This is a genomic window from Pseudomonas sp. FP2338, from assembly GCF_030687515.1.
GTDB classification, from domain to species: Bacteria; Pseudomonadota; Gammaproteobacteria; order Pseudomonadales; family Pseudomonadaceae; genus Aquipseudomonas; species Aquipseudomonas salomonii.
Genome location: NZ_CP117436.1, coordinates 2,527,606 through 2,543,910 on the forward strand (window position 1 = coordinate 2,527,606; position 16,305 = coordinate 2,543,910).

The window sequence follows — 16,305 nt, forward strand, 5'->3', positions numbered from 1 at the left end:
GTCGTCAGCTTCAAAGCTGCTTGGACAAAAACACCCGGCTGCTGCCTTCGGGCTGGCAGGGTATTTCACCCAACCGCACCCACCCCTGTTTCTCGTAAAACCCCGGTGCCTGAAAACTCAGGGTGTACAGCACCGCATGCTGGCAGCCCCGGCGCCGCGCCTCGTCTTCGAAGGCCTGCAGCAACTGGCTGCCCAGGCCCGAACCGCGCAGGGCGTCGGGCAAGTGGAACAGGTCGAGGAAGGCCATGCCCAAGGTGGTTTTGCCCGTGATGCCACCGAGGAGCTGCTGAGTGTCCGGGTCTTTGAGCAACACCATCAACGGCCGACGATCATTGCAGCCGGTGACGGCCTCATTGAACGCGGCAAGGCCATCGCCCAGCAGGCGCTCGGCCTCGGGGTTGGGTTGGTCGCTAATTTCAACACGTGGTGGCTGCATCGTGGGAAGCTCCAGAAGGCGAGCCGACCACTGAACATTTGGCCGGGCTTTTGCGGGTTTTTTTTACCTGCTTGGCGGTCGGGGCCGCTGCTGGCGTCTCTCTTTTCGGCACGCGAATGGCGTTGCTGCTTTGGGTCAGCACACAGTAAACCGATGCTTGCGGCCAGTCCTTGCGCTGCTTGTCGACCAGGCTGGTTGGGCACAACAACAGCACATCGCCGAAGGAAAACAGCGGGAACGCTGACACCACGGGCTGGCCGCGCCTTTTTTCGACACTGCCCCACACCTTGCTGTCGAAATCTTCTGCGGCATAGGTTTTTGTCAGCATGAAATTGGCCGATACAGGGTCTCGAACCTTCATGAGCTGTGCTGCCGAGTAAACGATTGCCCCCGGGCTGCCTGGCGACATATTAATAATCGCCAAGCCAACGACCACGATTGCCAGCAAGGTTAAAACCACGCGGTTGAACAGATCAGCCTTGCTGAAATAGAAAATGATCACCGGCAACAAGGCGATGCAGGCGGCGAACATTGACAGCGTCATCAACCGCCCGACAGCCTCTGGCGTGTCTTCCCCGGTATACGCCTTGATGATCAGGAGGGCGGGGAATATGGCGGATATCACCGTACTGATCAGCAGCAGAACCACCCCCAGCATGAACCAGCACCTTAGCGGCCAGCTCGCTGTGCGGGGCGGCCCGGCATCGTCTGCGCAGGTGCAAACCGCACGCCTGAACGGGGACATCAACAGCGTCCAGCAGACTGTGAAGGCGAGCCATATCCCGGTCCAGCCGCCTTTACAGCAGTTACTCAGTGACGGCTCTTGAAAAATCAGCCATAGCAAACCGAGAATGCCGACCACCACAGGCACTAAAATGATGGCTGTGAGCGTGGACTGCAGGGGCGCAGCGTCATTGAACATAGACACCGTAAGCCCGAATAACACCGTTGTGGCTAACAGGATGAGAATGTACGCGGCGAGCAGCCCGATCACGGTGGCGAGCCAGGGAAGCAGGGCTGACTTTGCCTCCAGCGCGGCCGCGATCAAGTCCGGGCGCCCAATCGCAGTGGCATAGGTCGACAGCGTATAAAACCCCAGCAGCGCCCCTAGGCCGGTCAAGATAACGCTGAGCGGTGCCCAGAAGGTCAGCAGGCGTTTAAGGTTTTTTTTCAAGGCTTGTTGAAAGGTGAGCGGTGTCGCGCTGGTCACGAGGGGAAGTTCCTTCCATGGTTCAAAAGTGCGGGGTGCGAAGCGTGGCTGGCCGAGTCAATTCGGCAAGCCTGGTAAGACGCAGGGTTAGCTTAATGAGGCGCCATTATAATGCCATCACCATCTCATGCCACGCCATCCCGCCATGCTCCGACGGCGACGGCTGCACATAGCCGTAACCCATGCGCGTATACAACGGCACATGCTGCTCCTTGCACATCAAATGAATCGTCTGCTTGCCCATCGCCTGCATGCGCTGCACAAACTCAGTCATCAACAGCCGGGAATAACCCTTACCTTGTTGCGCCGGGTCGACCACCACCGACATGATCACCACATTCGGCGCCTCGGCCGCATGGCCCACCAACTCCTTGAACGCCTCATCCGACATCACCACCTGATGGGCGCAGCCACAATTGATAAATCCCACCACCGCGCCATCCGCCTCCAAAATCAAAAAGCCCTCGGGGTACTGCGCAATACGCGTGGCGATCTTCTCCAGCGTCGCCGCTTCATCGCCTTCGTAGGCGCTGGTTTCGATTTCAAAGCAACGCGCGGCGTCGGCGGGCAGGGCGTTGCGGAAGGTGAGGGCGGGCATGGGCGTGTCCTGGGGCATTGAGCGAAAGGCCACATCATAGCGGTGCGCCCAACCCCTCGCCATCTCACGCTAACCCGCTGACAAACACACCTCAAACGGTGGGAGCTCTCGAGCCCCAGCGAGGCAGCGAAGGCGGCGGCGCAGTCGGCATTGATAGGCGGGTAGTCATTTGATCGTAACGACGACCTTACCTTTGGCTCGTCCCTGTTCGACGTATTCAAGAGCCTCTGCCGTTGATTCAAAGGAAAACGTTCGATCAATCACCGGATTGATGATGCCCGCCTCAACCAATGCGCTGATTTGTTGCAATTGGGTACCGTTGGCGCGCATGAACACGAACGTGTACGTGATGCCCTGCTTGCGTGCCCTGCGCCGAATGCCGAGGCTCAGCAGACGCATAACCTGCTGCAATGGCCATGATAACCCTTGCTCCTGTGCGAACAGCGCAGTGGGCGGCCCTGAGATGGAAATCAGTTGGCCGCCGGGTTTGAGGACCTTCAGTGACTTGTCCAAGACATCGGTGCCGAGGCTATTCAACACCACGTCGTAGCCGTGTAAGACATTTTCGAAATTCTGCTTTTTGTAGTCGATGACCACGTCAGCCCCCAGCGCCTTGACCCATTCGACATTCGCGGTGCTGGTGGTTGTGGCGACAAAGGCACCCAGGTGTTTGGCAAGCTGGATGGCAATGGTGCCGACGCCGCCGGAGCCTGCGTGAATCAACACCTTCTGGCCTTTTTGTAGCCGGGCGGTGTCGACCAGCACTTGCCAGGCAGTCAGTGCCACCAAGGGCAGGGACGCGGCTTGCGCCATGCTGGTATTGGCTGGTTTCAGGGCGATCGCGTTCTCGTCCACGGCGATCCTTTCGGCGAACGTGCCGATCCGTGTTTGCGGCGGGCGAGCGTACACTTCGTCACCTGGTTTGAAACGTGTCACATGCGAGCCGACCGTCACCACTACCCCTGCCAGGTCGTTGCCCAGAATCAGCGGAAACGAGTAGGCCAGGATCAGCTTGAACTCGCCTGTGCTGATCTTCGAGTCCAGCACGTTGACACTGCTGGCATGGACCTCGATCAAGACGTCGTGGGCACCCACTTCAGGGGCTGACGCTTCGCCGAGGCGTCCGGGTTGCTTGCCGTAGCGATCAATAAGAAATGCTTTCATCGAGGTGCGGCTCTTGTCGGTTGCGGGGAGGGTAGCTGGTGTGTGGTCAGGCATCGAGGAACGCCTGCGCCTTGGCCACAAAATCAACGTGGTGCTGGAAAATCCCGCCGTGACCGGCATCCTGATAAATCACCAGCTCTGCGTTGGGGATACGCTTGGCCAGTTCAAACGAATTGATGCTGGGCACCATGATATCGGTGTCGCCGTTGACGACCAGCGCGGGTGCCTGCAAGCGTTCGAGGTCTTGCGGCGGCTGTTTGCCCCACGCGGTGATCGCTTTCAACTGGCGCAGGAACGCACGGGGCGTCGGGCCTTGGTCACGATTGTTCTTGCGGGCTTGCAGGCGCTGCAAATACTGCGCGGCAGATCGACGGCCGTTGGCCGTAGAAGTGAAGAACAGGTAGAACTTCGGATCGCGCAGGGTCAGCAGGCCTTTGAGAATCAATGGCCACGACACCGCGCCAACTTTGCCAATACCGCTGCCGCCGGCCGGCCCGGTGCCGGTCAGAATCAACCGCCGCACCCGATCAGGCGCCTTCAGAGCGATGTCCTGAGCGACGAAGCCGCCGAGGGAGAATCCAAGCACATCAACGGTTTCCAGCCCCAGCGCACGGATCAACTGAATCGCATCGTCGGCCATCTCGCCAACGGTCAGTGGCGCGGTTCCACCCGAGCCGCCGATGCCACGATAGTCGGTGGTAATGACGCGTCGGGTTTGCGCCAGGCCATCGATGATTGCGGGATCGAAGTTATCGAGCACCGCGCCCCAATGGTTGAACATTACAAGGGGCACACCGGTAGTGGGGCCCATATCGCGGTAGGCGATTGGAATACCGTTGACCGTGATCGATTGGTTCGCAGCGTTGATGAACGACGTTGGCGAACCCGAAGGGGGATTTGTCTGGGCTGAATTCATTACCACTCCCGATTTCTGGACGGATTCGATGCAGCGCCTTGCGCTTGCATCGAATCCGCCCCAAATGCTCACTACCTGAAGATCACTCTGGAGTCTGGTAACGCTGAGCAACCGCGGACTGACGGATTTGCCCGATCAGGCCCAGTCGTGCGTCCTGCAGGGCATCCCAACGCTGCGCTTCGTGCAGCGGCGGAATGGTCACGGGTTCGCGACGATCGAAGCCGACGAGAGCGGCATCCACCAGATCGCCCACTTCCATGATTTCACTCAGGGTGTTGATGTCGACGCCGGAGCGATCCCATATTTCCGTACGCGTGGCGGCCGGCAGCACGGCCTGCACGTAGACGCCTTGAGGCGACAGTTCCAGGCTCAAACCTTGGGACAGGAAAAGCACAAAGGCCTTGGTCGCACCGTAGACCGTCATGCCGAATTCCGGTGCAAGGCCTACAACCGAACCGATGTTGATGATCGAACCTTCACCGGCCTTGGCCAGGCGTGGAGCGATGGCGCTGGCGAGCCGAACCAGCGCCGTGGTGTTGAGGGCGACCAGTTGCGCTACTTTATCGGTGCTTTGCTCGACGAAATGACCGGACAGTGCAGCGCCGGCGTTATTGACGAGGATCCCGATGTGGGTGTCGTCGCGCAGACGGTTTTCAACGTTGCTCAGGTCGCCGGGTTGAGTCAGGTCCGCCGGGATCACCTCGACGGTGACGTTGTGTTCGCTGCGCAAGCGCGCGGCCAGTGCATCCAGGCGCGCCTGATCGCGGGCAACTAACACCAGATCGTGGCCGCGTTGTGCAAAGCGTTCGGCGTAGACGGCGCCAATCCCGGTGGAGGCGCCAGTGATCAAAACAGTGGGGCGAGTGCTCATGGGGTATCTCTCATTCAGGATATGGGAAACAGAACGAGCTCAGCGTGCGCTGACGCTCGATTCAGCCAGTGTCGGGTAATCGATGTAGCCTGCCGCGCCGCCGCCATAGAGGGTGGCGGGATTGAACGCGGACAACGGCGCGCCACGTTTCAGGCGTTCCACCAGGTCCGGGTTGCCAATGAAGGGGCGACCGAAGGCGATCAGGTCTGCCTGGTCCTCAGCGAGCCGCGAGGTGGCCAGACCGAGGTCATAGCCGTTGTTGGCGATGTAGGTGTTTTTGAAGCGCTGGCGCAGGGCGGCGAAATCGAAGGGCGCCACGTCACGCGGGCCGCCGGTCGCTCCTTCGACCACGTGCAGGTAAACCACGCCGAGGGCGTCGAGTTGTTCTACGACGTAATCGAATTGCGCCTGCGGATCGCTGCTGGATACGTCATTGGCCGGCGACACGGGTGACAGGCGTACACCGGTGCGGTCGGCACCGATCTCACTAACCACAGCCTGCGTCACTTCGAGCAACAGACGAGCACGATTTTCAATCGAGCCGCCGTAAGCATCGGTGCGCAGATTGGCGTTGTCCTTGAGGAATTGATCGAGCAGGTAGCCGTTGGCACCGTGAATTTCCACGCCATCGAAGCCAGCGGCGATCGCATTGGCCGCCGCCTGACGAAAGTCGCTGACGACTCCCGGCAGTTCGCTGATGTCCAGTGCGCGAGGCTCGGAGACGTCTTCGAAGCGGTTGTTGACGAACACTTTGGTGGCGGCGCGAAGCGCAGAAGGGGCCACGGGGGCAGCGCCGTTTTCCTGCAGGTCGACGTGCGAGACGCGGCCGACATGCCACAGTTGCAGAAAGATTTTTCCTCCCTTGGCATGCACGGCATCAGTCACGGCGCGCCAGGCGTCGATCTGTGCCGGCGTGTAGATTCCCGGGGTGTCTTGATAACCCTGTCCCTGCCGGGAAATCTGCGTGGCTTCGCTGATCAGCAAGCCGGCGCTGGCGCGCTGGCTGTAATAGGTCGCCGCGAATTCGCTAGGGACGAAGCCTTGACCGGCGTGGTTGCGTGTCAGCGGCGCGAGAACGACGCGGTTTGATAGCGTGAGGCTGCCTAGTAGGTAAGGAGTGAACAGAGTCTGCTTGGTCATCTGATGAATCTTCCGTGCCCGTTGATGAAGATCAGTGGTGCTTGCAATTAGGATGATGATCGAAATCTAAACTGTCAACAATTTTGATTATGAGTGACATCTATGTATCATCGGACTGAGGATTTCCCGGGAAACACGAGGTATTGCAAATGAGAGTAACCAAGGCCCAGGCGCAGGCAAATCGAGAGCACATCGTTGAAACCGCCTCTGAGCTGTTCCGTGAGCGGGGCTTTGACGGCGTCGGCGTTGCTGATCTCATGGAGGCCGCTGGTTTCACTCATGGTGGTTTCTATAAACATTTCGGGTCGAAGGCAGACCTGATGGCCGAAGCCTCGGCGTGCAGTCTGGCCAAATCGCTGACAGCCGCCCAAGCTCTGGATGTTCCGGGCTTCATCAACGTCTACGTGAATAGAGAACATCGCGACGGACGCGGCAGTGGTTGCACGATGGCCGCGCTGTGTGGCGACGCGGCGCGTCAGGCGGACGATGTGAAAGCGACGTTCGCCGAAGGCATAGAGCACACCTTGCAGACGCTGGAAGAGAAATACCCGACAGCAACGGATCCTGAGTCGGGTGAGGGCAGAAAGAAAATGATCGACCTGCTTTCACGTGCCGTCGGCGCGATTATTTTGTCGCGCGCCTGCCCGGATGACTCCGCACTTGCTGATGAAATACTTGAAGTGTGCCGGGCAGAAATGGTTGCTTCATTGCCGGTCGATGCGGTGGAGCCGGTGTAGTGACGGCGCTCACTCAAAGAGTAGCTTCAGTAGAAGTGCGATGATTATGCTCGGAGCAGAAAGTTAATTTGAGTCCAAAACGATGGGCCGCGAATGACGGGCTTTTGGCCGATTGCTGACTGTAACGAAGGGCAGCAAGCGGCTATCAGCGACATTACCGTTTTTTGCCTTACGCTCACTGCACCCTGCCTACCTCATCGGCGTTAAGCCTATTTTTAGCTTGCTGAAACGTTTCATCAAGTTTATAAAAATGGCACAACTCCAAGAAAGGCTGTCGCCATGACCCCGCTTAAACTCTTCGTTGCCCTCAGCGCGCTGTCCGCTGCCTCCCACGCCATGGCCTGGGATTACGTTCTGCTCGACACCGACAAAGCCGCCCAGAGCTGGCAGATCACCAGCCAGCAACTCGGAATAAAAACCGACAAGCCCTTCAGCGTTAGCCTGCGCACCTTGCATGGCGGTCGCCAGGAGGGCGTCAGCATCGTCGACATCGATAACGGCACCATGAAACTCTCGGTAGTGCCGACTCGCGGCATGAACGTCTTGCAGGCCTCGGTCGGCGATGTGCGCATGGGCTGGGATTCTCCGGTCAAGGAAGTGGTCAATCCGTCCTTCATCGAACTCAATGGCCGCGGTGGTCTGGGCTGGCTGGAAGGTTTCAATGAACTGGTCGCCCGCTGCGGCTACGAATGGGTCGGCCACCCCGGCGTCGATAACGGCGAACTGCTGACCCTGCACGGTCGGGCCGCCAACATTCCTGCGAACAAAGTCACCCTGCATATCGATGAAAAACCACCGTACGCCATCACCCTGCGCGGCGAATTGAAAGAGCAGGCGTTCAAGAAGGTCGACTTCTCGGTCGCGACCGAACTGGTCACCGAACCTGGCAGCGTCGTGTTCGCCCTCAACGACACCCTGACCAACAACGGCGACTACCCGAAGGAATACCAGGCGCTGTATCACAGCAACTTCAGCACCCCGTTCCTGGAGCAGGGCGCTCGTTTCGCCGCGCCGGTGAAACAGGTGTCGCCGTTCAACGACAAGGCCAAGGGCGATCTGCCCGACTGGCAAACCTACCGCGCACCGACCAAGGACTACGACGAAACGGTTTACAACGTGGTGCCGTATGCCGATGCCAAAGGCGATACGTTGACCGTGTTGCATAACAAGGCCGGCAGCCTGGGCGTTTCGGTCGGCTTCAATACCCAGACACTGCCGGTGTTTTCCCTGTGGAAAAACACCGATACCCAAGGCCAGGGCTATGTCACGGGGCTGGAGCCAGGGACAAGTTTTTCCTACAACCGCCGTTACCAGCGGCCACTTAACCTGGTACCGACAATTGGGCCCAAGGAACACAAGCAATTCCGCATCAGCTACAGCTTGTTAGCGGATAAGGCAGCGGTGGATAAGGCCTTGAAGCAGGTGAGCGAGATTCAGGATGGGCGGGAGACTGAAGTGCGGCAGACGCCGTTGGTTGATCTGACCAAGGAGTGACATCGGCTGGAGCATTGTCGGTCGAAGTGTTCGCGTCTGATCCCGTCGGCTTGTTCAAGGTCCGCCAGAGAGCGCGCGACCTTGGGCAGTTGATGGGCTGCTCGCGATGATTCGGGCACTGCCCGCTCTAGGCCGAAAACGGCCTCTCGCGACATACAATCATCGGCACGCATCGGATGGCGAAGCTGAGCCCCCAACATTACGCCAAACCGGTGACGAGCACACACCAAACTGTGGGAGCTCTCGAGCCCCAGCGAGGCAGCGAAGGCGGCGGAACAGCCGCCATCAACACTGGATCAACCCCCTATTTCCAACCCCACAAAAACCAGAAAACCCGCCAAAGCGGGTTTCCTCACAGCTCACATCACATCAACTCACAGCAGGCAAATCAAACCCGCGTCGCTCCATCACCGTAAACACATCCGACACATCCTGGATCATGATCCGCGCGGTATTGGCGACGGTATTAACATCATGCTCGGCGTAGTCCGACACATTGGAACAGGCCATCAGGTGCAGGTAGGCGAGGGCAGCGTTGAGACGCTCGCTGGCGCAGGCGTGCAGCTCGCTGAGCGGGGCGTCGCTGTCGATGAGCAGGACAGGGTATTCAGTTGCGGTTTGGGACATGGGGGTGAAGCGGCGGGGCGGGTGTTGAGTAGTCATGGTAATAGTCCTTAAAAAAGAAAAATTGCCACCTTTTGCTGCGAAACAAACGGGTGGCAGCTGTGCGCGGGTTCGCAGACCGGAGGACTATTACCAGACCCGGCAGACCCGAAGGTCTCCCACGCACAACCGCCATAAAACGAGACACAGCTGTGAATCGGCTGCGTCGGGTTTGACGGTACTGGTAATAGTTTTTAGGGCTGCGAAACCCTGTCGCTGGCCAAGGCTGGCGACGGGGCGAACTATAAGGTGTGGTTAGTCAGGGTGCAACTGAGAGGATGTATCAACCTCAGTCATTGGCTTTCCCACCCCTAGGTCCGGAAGATTTGGCTAGTTTTACAGGTCGGGGCAGCCATGCGCGTTCGACCTGCTCAGTCGTTTGCGGCGGGAACCTCAGTAGGTCTGCGAGCATAGCTGGCAGAAATATGCCGATCTATTACTAGCGAACCCGGGCGCAAATCGCTGAGATCCGTCGAATATGAGCGGCATCAAGCAGCCCATAGCGGCCCTTCACAGATGCCTGCTATTGTCCCAAAGCGGAAACTTCTATCCAAAAATCGTTATATTTATAGCTGAACGTTCCATTGAGTGGAAAATTTTCTTCCTGCTCTAGGCTGTTTTCCAAAGCAAGGGGGAATTCACCTTCGCCTACTCGTAAGAAGGCAGTATTGGCAATCTAGTTAGTATGCGGAGCTAAGGGCTTCTTGAATGACTTCTTCTATGTCGTCAGAATCCCACTCATGGATCTCGTAAGGAATAGTCTTCCTATAGTACATGTCTATCCACATCATCTGTAAGGCGTACTCTGCGCTTTCATAACCCTTATGGTATTCATTTTGATTTGTCATTCCGGCGAAACCAACGGCGTGTATGTTTATATTGTGCCTGTTTTTAAAATGTCGCCGAATTTTTTGTATTTTGTTCCTCTCTCTCTTAAAAGTTTCATGCATTGAGTTTTTGTCATATATTTCTTCTTCTTCGAGGTCATCACCAATACCAAGCAAATTGGAGTTTAAAAATACCTCGTGGCTGGTAGATAGCTTTTCAGCGTGCTTGTAGACATTGCATATTTTCCATACGTAAACTGTGGAAGTTTCGTGAATTCCGGACGGTGCACCAATAACGCCCACGTGGTAGGCATGGCTTCGGCAAGGGTGTTTGTTTCCGTCCTCAGTGGAGTTGCAAAGTATTTTTATCTTGTTTTTATAGCTCTCAAAATAATGCAAAAGGTCTTCAAATTCATGGTTAAAATCATTTATCAATGTGAAGTGATTCTGCAATATCACTATATTCTCAAAGTGAGACTCTGCAGTTCTTGACCAGTTAAAGCTTCCGGTTATTAGTAAGCTATCGTCGATTATGCAGAATTTGTTGTGCATAAGGGAACTGTATTTTCTAGCGTTTATTGGAATCAGCCTAATTCCCCCGATGTCCTCCAGTACGTTAGCTCTAATGTTCTTGCTGTCGTTGTTGTAAATAATTTCTACCCTTACCCCTCTTTCTGCCAGCTTTTTAAGGTGAGGGGCATAGACGTCCCACGTAATCCAAGCTACGCAAATTTTAATTGACGCTTTGGCTTTGTTCAGATTGCGAAGAATGTGATATTGGATATTTTCAAAGTATACACTCTCTTTTTTTTCGTTCATGATTTCGTACTTGTTAAGTGTTCTTCGGTGTGGAGCATATTAGATCACGCCGCGAGTGAGGTAGACAGCTTTGGTATAGATGTTTTACCTCAAACCCGAATTGCCTTTACATTACGATTTCTGATCTGTTCTTGGTCGATTGCTACACAAAAAGTGACGGGTAGCTGTGGGTCCATTAGCGCCTCTGGGTCGGCCTGACCATCTTTGTCTTCCCACACACGGAGAACAAACCATGAACACCATTACTACCAGCAGCTATCAGCCTCGGAACAGGGAAAAATGTTCGGTCAGCGGGAAAGGGGACGCATTTATTTATCTGGAAAATAAATCTGTCCCGTATTCGCTTTGGTGGCTTACGGCAGGTTACATGACTGCTCCTTGGCGTCGGCTCAGCACAACCTCTCGCGCACAGCCCTCAACACCGCTTCGATGTGCCAGGTTTCGACGCCGATGGCGACTGCTTCGCCGGCATCAAACACCAGCTCGATTTGAGTGGCTATGCCTTGCTCGAAAAGCAATCGCTGCGCGTCTTCAAGAAGCCTGCGTTTACCTGTGAGCCAATGTCGTTGTTTGCCCGTCAGCAACGCAAGGGTTTGCGGGTAGGTGCACTGCAGTTTTCGGCGCAAATTGACCAGTGCCGCTTTGTCGCTTCGGTCACTTGCCGGGGTCAGTACATACGTGTTGCCCGACGCTGCTTCCATGTCGTATTTGTCTTGCAGATATTCATCGACGCTCCAGCTGACGACCGTCTCATGGTCGCCCGTCATGACGTTGATCAAGTGCGCGTTAACACCTACGTAGCAGAACTGCGTCATGCCGTGGACGACGTAATCCTCACTGTTACTGCGAATAACCCAGAAATCACCGTTGGCGGAAAGCTCACATGACTGAATGACAAAACGCTCAGGTTTGCCACCTCTCATGACGCCGTCAAACAGGCCAAGCACGATTTCACAGGCCTGCTCTGCGGTTATCAAAGCGTTGATCTCAGTCACGCTTTGCCCAAGCCAAGCAACGATCGCAGCCAGCCTGCCGACTTCCGTTCATAGAAGGGTGCGGTTTGTTTGAGGAAGTAATCGCTAAGGCCTGATTCCCCTTCGTGAACGCGATAGAGGTCAACGGGTTCGCCATCCGGAGCGCTATCCCCGGCTACGTTACCGGCTTCGCGCATGACCCGTTCAATATCTCCATCCGCTTCAATACCGATGATCAGATGAGGCTTCTGATCAGACGATGCGTCATGCATCAACGCCAGAAATGCACGCTTTACGTTGCGGTGTTTGGCGAGTAATTGCGTGAGCGAGTTGACCATCTTCGACGGATAGTGCGACGGCTGCCCGAGCAGCACGTTGGTGTCTTTTTCCACTGTGCGCTGCACCGGCTGTTGGCCGATTCCGTCAGAAAGCAGATGGCGCACTTCCTCTGGGAAAAACTCTTTGCCGTAAGGCGACTTTGGATTGAGGAAAAGAGGGGTGCCTAGTGTGATTTCAAACAGCGATCTGGCCGGGATCTCTATGTAGGACTCTTGGCTATCTATGGATCTTTGGAGGGTTTGCAACGAAGAAAAAAACGGGATGACAGCGCTGCCGTCAGGTTTTTGCCAATGCGCGATGCTGATGTTGCTACCAGACTCGATGTTGACTTGACCTTCGCCAGTGCCGGCAGTGCCGAGGACGTAGACAGTGGAATTCAACAGAGTCTTGAAAAAGTCTGGACGATGGGCCGGTTCATCCGCCGCCAGCCTGAGTGATTTTTCGAGGTTATTTTCTTGCTGGGTATCCATGATGTCCATCGGCAGTTCCATCAAAACAGACAAAAAGTGAGCGGCAAAGAGCGCGCAGTTTTTCACGCCACTGTGAAAACAGGAAGAACAGGAGACTAACAAGTTTGAAGCATACGTAGAGAAACCCCGGACGGTATTTCAAGGGGAACTCCTGCGTATCAGTGCTGGATGAACAAAAACGCAGTTCGCCTCTAATGGCTGCTCCTTGCCGTTTTCTGCCCGTCACAATCGGCCGTAACCGACCGACGCGTAAGCACCGATTGTTGGAGGCTGCCGACATTCGCGAGTGAACTGGCGTTGCCGAAGACCTCCCGCAGTCGCTCATGCACTAGCCTTCCAGTGTTCGCAGTTTTTCCTCGAAGTAGCGAATTTGCGCAACATCATCGGGGTCGACCTGCCTGAGTAGCTGAAGCGCTTTTGTATAAGCGTCGCGCGCCTTGGCAGTGTCGCCTTGAGCCTCATAAACTCTTGCAAGGTTGAAGTAGCGCAAAATCACTTTGGGGTGGTTCTCTCCGAACGTTGCGCGGTCACTGTTCAGGGCCTTAGTCAAGAAGGCTTCAGCTTTGTCGTACTGGCCCAGGCCTCGATAGGCGTCGCCGAGGTTGTTCCAGCGGATGGCGACCGTTGGATGGTTGGGGCCACGCAGGGCCATGTCGATATCCAGTGCTTGTTGAAAAAGCGGCAACGCGGCCTTGTGGTTGCCCTGGACGTTATAGGCATTTCCCAGATTGTTTAGGGCGGTGGCTACCGAAGCGTCGTGTTCTCCCAGCCGCTTTCTCAACGCGATATTTTTGCGCAGGTTTTCGAAACCCTCTTCATACCTGCCCAGTTTGCTCTGCGCGGTACCGATGTTGTTGTAGCTGTCGGCAATCTGCAGGTCATCTGCATCAAGTACCGCGAGGCGCATTTTCAAGGCTTTTTCATAGTAGCCAAGAGCAATTTCGAGATTGCGTTGTCGTTCGTGGAAAAAGCCGAGGTTGTTCCAGTAGGTCGCCTGTTGCGCGATGGATGCCTGCCCGTTTTGTTTAGCCGCCTCGAGTGCCTGGGTGACCAGGTGGATCGCGGTGCGGTCATCGCCCAGCACGTAGACTGCCAGCGCCTTGATATTCAATACCTCGGAGTTGGCGGGGTCCGTTTCAAGCAAGCGGTCCGCTTCCTCAATGGTCGCCTGGTATTGTTCCGTCTCGAAAAGGCTTACTACCTTGTCGCTCGCCACTACTGAGGCAGCCTCGGCACAAAACATGATGAAGAGCAGTGGTAACGGTAATAGCGCTTTGAGCCCACGAATGTGCATGGAAGTCCTTTTGTTTGAAACGGAGAACGGGCACAACCAACCCAGCGCTGACAAAAAATGATGCTGGCCTTGCCCTGCCGTAAAAGTCACAAGTCTAGGGCCAACGCTGCAAGCTTTGCCACGCCGATGGGGGTATCCAGCTCCATGTTGTCCTCAAGCATCCAGGCTGCTGACAATCCGGCCCAGGCAAGCACCCATTGCAATAATCGGTGGCGATCAATGCTGGAGGCTTGTGTCACGATACCGATCCGGCGTGCGAAACAACTGGGCGCCAAAGCGCTTTTGCTATCGGGATTGCAGAAAATATTCGCATAATCGAAGCCGCGCTCACCGTAGAGTCCCTTAGGGTCGATGGCGAGCCACCCCTTAGCTCCGAAGTCCAACACATTGCCGTGGTGGATATCACCATGCAATACCCTGACGTCACGCGGGGCATCCAGAAGTTCGCGAGCGGTTTTGGCGCATTGTTCAAAGACCCCCCGGTGCGTTGCCGCCGCGCTCCATAAGGCTTCGAACCGTAGTTCCAGTGGGACTAAAGCAGGAACCGGTTTTGCAAGGTGTGTGTGTAGGCGGCCAGCCACAGCACAGAGTATGCGAGTAGCCTCGTCGTCCTCGCCGCAGTTCACCATCTGCGTAAGTGAGACAGGGCTGATCGCGCGCTCCATCAGTAAGGCCTCGCCATCATGTGCCAGCACGGGCGCCGCCCCTTCACCGTCCCACCAAGCCATGAGTAGATTGCCTGCTTGCTCCTCCGGCTCTTGCGAGATTTTGAGCATGGCTGGCATGCCATGGTGACGAACAGGCAGTAGTTTGCCATTCAGCGAGCCGAAAGCGTCACCGTCGATCGTCAACTCCCATCGTTTCAAGTATTGATCAAACATCAGCGCTTAATTCTCGCTCTTACTGGAACAATCATTATGAATGACTGGGGCATAAGGCTAAATGTCTGCTTTTGGCCGATTCTGCTCAATTACGCTCCCCATCCATCACTCGAACTGACCCCTTACGCATTTTCAATTATGTCGCAACCGTGAAACGAAACGCCTGTTCCTGCAGGCCTGCTTTGATCAAACCAGCCAATTGCTGGGCCGCCGCAGTGGGCTCGCCGCCACCGCTGTGCAGCACATAACCAAGGCTAGGCACGGCGGGTAAACCAGAAACAACACTGAGATGGCTCGGCAACCCAATGCGCGTACGCAGCGTCACGCCCAGGCCGGCAGCGACGGCTGCCCAGATACCCGCGACGCTGGGGCTGGTGAGGGCGATGCGCCAGGGTATTTGCGCGGCGTCCAGCGCCTGGGTGGCGGCGCTGCGAAGTACGCAGGGCGCGTCGAACATTATCAAGGGCAGTGGTGAGTCGTCAGCGGCCGTCAGCAAGGGCGTATCGCGCGGCCCGATCCAGTGCATCGGTGTTTCGCCCAGGCGCGTGGCATAGGGCGACAGGTGCCCGGTGTCCCAGGTCAGGGCCAAGTCCAGGGCTGCACTTTCGACCAGGGTCAGCAGTTCGGCATTACGGGCGATCCTGACTTCGAGGCTCACCCTCGGGTAAGTCTGTACGAAGCGTCGCAGGATATCGCTCAGGAAATGTTCCCCAAAGTCCTCTTGAAGCCCCAGGCGCAGGGTCCCGGCGGTCTGGCTTTGATGCACGCTGTGAAAAATGCTGTCGTTCAACTCCAGTAACCGGCGGGCATGGCTGAGCAGTGATTCCCCCGTGGGGGTCAAGACCAGCCCGCGACCGGATTTAGCCAGTACCGGCGTGCCTATCTGCTCCTCAAGTTTCTTCAACTGAGCACTCACGGCAGACGTCGACCGACCGAGACGATCTGCGGCTTTGGCAAAGCTGTTGCACTCCACACCCGTGACGAAGGTGCGCAATACATCAAGGTCGAAGGTGGGGCGGCGCATTCAATAGTCCACTAATTCCGGATGGTCAACGCTATTAAATCTGATATTCGGAAGGGTTGCGACTTGATAATTTTCGTCCTTCAGATCGGGACATTGGAGGGGAAACATCATGAATACAGCTATGGCCACTGGGGGAGAGCCCGAGGGCAACTATCCGCAGAAGTTTGCCGAGTTGACCGACAACGTATTGTTCGGCGACATGTGGACGCGTACGCAACTTAAGCCCCGTGAACGCAGTTTGGTGACGGTGGCTGCGCTGGTGGCGATGTACCGTCTTGAGCAACTGCCGTTTCATTTGCAACGTGCGCTGGATAACGGCGTGTGTGCCGACGAACTGGCCGAAGTCATCACCCATCTGGCGTTTTATTCTGGTTGGCCGACGGCCGCTTCGGCGCTGAATGTGCTGAGCGAACTACAGCTTTGCCTTTCAGCACGCCCGGAGTAACCG

At 56.4% G+C, this 16,305-nt stretch carries 17 protein-coding genes and 1 pseudogene; 3 read left to right on the top strand and 15 right to left on the bottom strand.

The annotated features are described in order from the left end of the window. Window positions 1-10: 10 nt before the first annotated feature. From PSH96_RS11620 to PSH96_RS11650, 7 genes are all read right to left on the bottom strand, one after another. The gene (locus PSH96_RS11620; protein WP_305459363.1) at window positions 11-436 is read right to left on the bottom strand and encodes a GNAT family N-acetyltransferase; all 426 of its coding nucleotides are present in this window, start codon (window positions 434-436) and stop codon (window positions 11-13) included. Further along, window positions 417-1,646, bottom strand: coding sequence for a hypothetical protein (locus tag PSH96_RS11625; RefSeq protein ID WP_305459365.1), 1,230 nt, complete (start codon window positions 1,644-1,646; stop codon window positions 417-419). The genes PSH96_RS11620 and PSH96_RS11625 overlap by 20 nt, the downstream gene beginning before the upstream one ends. A 106-nt stretch (window positions 1,647-1,752) precedes the next feature. Next, complete coding sequence (locus PSH96_RS11630; RefSeq protein ID WP_305459367.1) at window positions 1,753-2,244, bottom strand: GNAT family N-acetyltransferase; 492 nt, start codon at window positions 2,242-2,244, stop codon at window positions 1,753-1,755. A 165-nt stretch (window positions 2,245-2,409) separates the two neighbouring features. Continuing rightward, complete coding sequence (locus tag PSH96_RS11635; RefSeq protein WP_099488754.1) at window positions 2,410-3,408, bottom strand: NADP-dependent oxidoreductase; 999 nt, start codon at window positions 3,406-3,408, stop codon at window positions 2,410-2,412. A gap of 46 nt (window positions 3,409-3,454) precedes the next feature. Continuing rightward, window positions 3,455-4,324: an alpha/beta fold hydrolase gene (locus PSH96_RS11640; RefSeq protein ID WP_305459370.1), complete on the bottom strand. Its 870-nt coding sequence runs from the start codon at window positions 4,322-4,324 to the stop codon at window positions 3,455-3,457. A gap of 82 nt (window positions 4,325-4,406) precedes the next feature. Further along, a complete protein-coding gene (locus tag PSH96_RS11645; protein ID WP_305459372.1) occupies window positions 4,407-5,195 on the bottom strand; it encodes an SDR family oxidoreductase in 789 nt (262 codons plus the stop codon). 39 nt (window positions 5,196-5,234) lie between these two features. After that, entirely contained in the window at window positions 5,235-6,335 is a 1,101-nt protein-coding gene (locus PSH96_RS11650; protein WP_305459374.1) for an alkene reductase, read from the bottom strand. A gap of 149 nt (window positions 6,336-6,484) precedes the next feature. On the opposite strand from PSH96_RS11650, the gene PSH96_RS11655 reads away from it, so the two are divergent. Together PSH96_RS11655 and PSH96_RS11660 are read left to right on the top strand one after the other, a co-directional pair. After that, complete coding sequence (locus PSH96_RS11655) at window positions 6,485-7,072, top strand: TetR/AcrR family transcriptional regulator (RefSeq protein ID WP_305459375.1); 588 nt, start codon at window positions 6,485-6,487, stop codon at window positions 7,070-7,072. Between the two features lie 279 nt (window positions 7,073-7,351). Further along, window positions 7,352-8,566, top strand: a complete 1,215-nt coding sequence (locus PSH96_RS11660) for an aldose 1-epimerase family protein (RefSeq protein ID WP_305459377.1) — start codon at window positions 7,352-7,354, stop codon at window positions 8,564-8,566. Here the strand turns inward: PSH96_RS11660 and PSH96_RS11665 are convergent. The 8 genes and pseudogenes from PSH96_RS11665 to PSH96_RS11700 form a co-directional block, all read right to left on the bottom strand. Continuing rightward, window positions 8,506-8,676: pseudogene (locus tag PSH96_RS11665) on the bottom strand (hypothetical protein); the annotation flags it as partial. The gene PSH96_RS11660 and the pseudogene PSH96_RS11665 sit on opposite strands and share 61 nt — an antisense overlap. A 259-nt stretch (window positions 8,677-8,935) precedes the next feature. After that, window positions 8,936-9,229 (bottom strand): hypothetical protein, encoded by a 294-nt coding sequence (locus PSH96_RS11670; protein WP_058422774.1) that lies wholly within the window; start codon window positions 9,227-9,229, stop codon window positions 8,936-8,938. Window positions 9,230-9,909: 680 nt separating this feature from the next. Then, the gene (locus PSH96_RS11675; protein ID WP_305459378.1) at window positions 9,910-10,875 is read right to left on the bottom strand and encodes a phospholipase D-like domain-containing protein; all 966 of its coding nucleotides are present in this window, start codon (window positions 10,873-10,875) and stop codon (window positions 9,910-9,912) included. 389 nt (window positions 10,876-11,264) lie between these two features. Continuing rightward, window positions 11,265-11,870 carry a hypothetical protein gene (locus PSH96_RS11680; protein WP_305459380.1) on the bottom strand — a complete coding sequence of 202 codons (606 nt, stop codon included), beginning with the start codon at window positions 11,868-11,870 and terminating at the stop codon, window positions 11,265-11,267. Further along, entirely contained in the window at window positions 11,867-12,667 is an 801-nt protein-coding gene (gene sseB / locus PSH96_RS11685; RefSeq protein ID WP_305459381.1) for an enhanced serine sensitivity protein SseB, read from the bottom strand. Before sseB ends, PSH96_RS11680 begins: the two co-directional genes overlap by 4 nt. A 319-nt stretch (window positions 12,668-12,986) precedes the next feature. Continuing rightward, on the bottom strand, window positions 12,987-13,952 hold the full coding sequence (locus PSH96_RS11690; RefSeq protein ID WP_305459382.1) for a tetratricopeptide repeat protein: 966 nt from the start codon (window positions 13,950-13,952) through the stop codon (window positions 12,987-12,989). Window positions 13,953-14,038: 86 nt separating this feature from the next. Further along, window positions 14,039-14,833 (bottom strand): aminoglycoside phosphotransferase family protein, encoded by a 795-nt coding sequence (locus tag PSH96_RS11695; protein ID WP_305459383.1) that lies wholly within the window; start codon window positions 14,831-14,833, stop codon window positions 14,039-14,041. A 136-nt stretch (window positions 14,834-14,969) separates the two neighbouring features. Continuing rightward, entirely contained in the window at window positions 14,970-15,857 is an 888-nt protein-coding gene (locus tag PSH96_RS11700) for a LysR substrate-binding domain-containing protein (RefSeq protein WP_305459385.1), read from the bottom strand. A gap of 109 nt (window positions 15,858-15,966) precedes the next feature. On the opposite strand from PSH96_RS11700, the gene PSH96_RS11705 reads away from it, so the two are divergent. Then, window positions 15,967-16,302, top strand: coding sequence for a carboxymuconolactone decarboxylase family protein (locus PSH96_RS11705; protein ID WP_305459387.1), 336 nt, complete (start codon window positions 15,967-15,969; stop codon window positions 16,300-16,302). Window positions 16,303-16,305: the final 3 nt, after the last annotated feature.